The sequence below is a fragment of the Allobosea sp. P1_A7 genome (assembly GCF_056406775.1).
Genome location: NZ_JBFTZN010000527.1, coordinates 1 through 1,767 on the forward strand (window position 1 = coordinate 1; position 1,767 = coordinate 1,767).

The 1,767-nt window shown below is 64.4% G+C and carries 1 protein-coding gene and 1 pseudogene; both read right to left on the bottom strand.

Translation table 11 applies throughout. The annotated features are described in order from the left end of the window. Positions 1 to 179 (bottom strand): annotated as a pseudogene (locus AC1D34_RS37270) (aspartate 4-decarboxylase); the annotation flags it as partial. A gap of 52 nt (positions 180 to 231) precedes the next feature. Beyond that, a partial coding sequence (gene aspT / locus AC1D34_RS37275; RefSeq protein WP_476826988.1) for an aspartate-alanine antiporter occupies positions 232 to 1,767 on the bottom strand: 1,536 nt, incomplete at its 5' end.

Below are 1,767 nucleotides of genomic sequence, written 5' to 3' on the forward strand. Positions count from 1 at the left end.
TGCCCGAGCAGGAAGAAGCCCTCGCGCGGCGTCATCGCGACCCAGTTCGGATTGCCGCGGCCGGCGTTCAGAAGGGCGATCGAGGAGGTCTGCGCGGTCTGTTTAGCGAGACGGATCAGTTCGTCCTTGATCTCGAAGGGGCTGAGGGTTGCGAAACTGCGTAACTTCACCAGGTCCATGGCATTTCCCCATGTTCTTCATGTGCAACGAATGCGTCAGTAAGTGTCGCCGTTAGGTCAGCAGCATGATGATCACCATGCCCCAGATCGTCAGAAKGGTGTTTCCCACCGCATAGGTCACGGTGTAGCCCAGAGCCGGAACCTGGCTTCCTGCGGTCTCGCAGATCATGCCGAGCGCCGCCGTAGTGGTGCGGGCGCCGGCACAGGCCCCGAGCAGAATGGCCGGATCGAACCGGAATATGTATTTGCCGGCGAACATCGCCAGGATGAGCGGGATCGCGGTGGCCAATGCACCCCAGAGGAAGAGGCCAAGGCCTTGCGTCTGCAGCCCCTTGACGAAGCCGGGGCCGGCGGAAATTCCGACGCACGCGATGAAGATGTTCAGGCCGACCGAGTTCATGAACCAGACGGTGGAACTTGGGATGCGGCCGAAGAGCGGGCGCACGGAGCGGAGCCAGCCGAAGACCAGGCCGGAAATCAGCGCGCCGCCGGCTGTCGAGAGGGTCAGCGGGACACCGCCGACCTTGAACACGAGAGCGCCGACCAGGGCGCCAAGCGTGATGGCARCACCGATGAAGGCGACATCGGCGACGTCGCTGGCCCGGTCGGGATGGCCGATGACCTTGCCAACGGCGGCAATGTCCTGGGTCCGGCCGACGATCGTCAGGATGTCGCCACGCTGGATCACGGTGTTGGCGAGGATCGGGATACTGGTAGCGGTCGCGCCCCGCACGATCTTCCGGAGGAAGACGCCGCGCGCCTGCGGCATATGCGAAATCTCCGCGAGCGTCTTGCCGTCGACATCCTTGCTGGTGACGTAGACGTCGACACCCTCGGCCTTGACGTCGAGGAGCTCGGCATCTTCGACCTCTTCGGCGGCCTGGCCGATCAGGTTGACGAGAACCTCCCGCGGGCCGGCAATGGCGACGATGTCGCCCTCCTGCAGAATGGTATCGGTGGTCGCGTCCTCGATGATGCCATTGCGGCGGATGCGTTCGACGAAGACCCGCGCATCGGGAACCAGCGCCTCGGCATCGACTGCGCGCATGCCGACAACCCTGGCGCCGCTTCGCACCTTGAAGGCGCGCAGCTCGAAGCGCCGCCAGACAGAACCCGGGCCGCCAAGCTCCTTGTCGCCGCCGAGCCGCGCCTCATAGTCCTTGCAGGCCTGGACGAGGTCGATGCCGAGAAGCTTGGGTCCAAGCTGGGCGAGGACGACGGCCGATCCGACTGTGCCGAAGATATAGGTCACCGCATAGGCGACGGGCATCGCGTCGAGGAATTCCTTGGTCTGTTCCGGCGAGAGACCGAGGCGATTGATCGCATCGGTCGCCAGGCCCATCGAGGCCGAAATCGTCTGCGAGCCGGCATAGAGGCCCGCCGCATAGCCCGGATGGTAGCCGGCGATCTTTGCGATGATGACCGGTATCGCGAGGCAGAACACGGTGACGACGACCGCAAAGATCGCCTGGGGCGCGCCGTCCTTGGCGATGCCTCGCACGAATTGCGGGCCAACGCCGTAGCCGACGGCGAACAGGAACATCAGGAAGAACGTCGATTTGACGTTCGGGGAGATCGTGATCCCGAG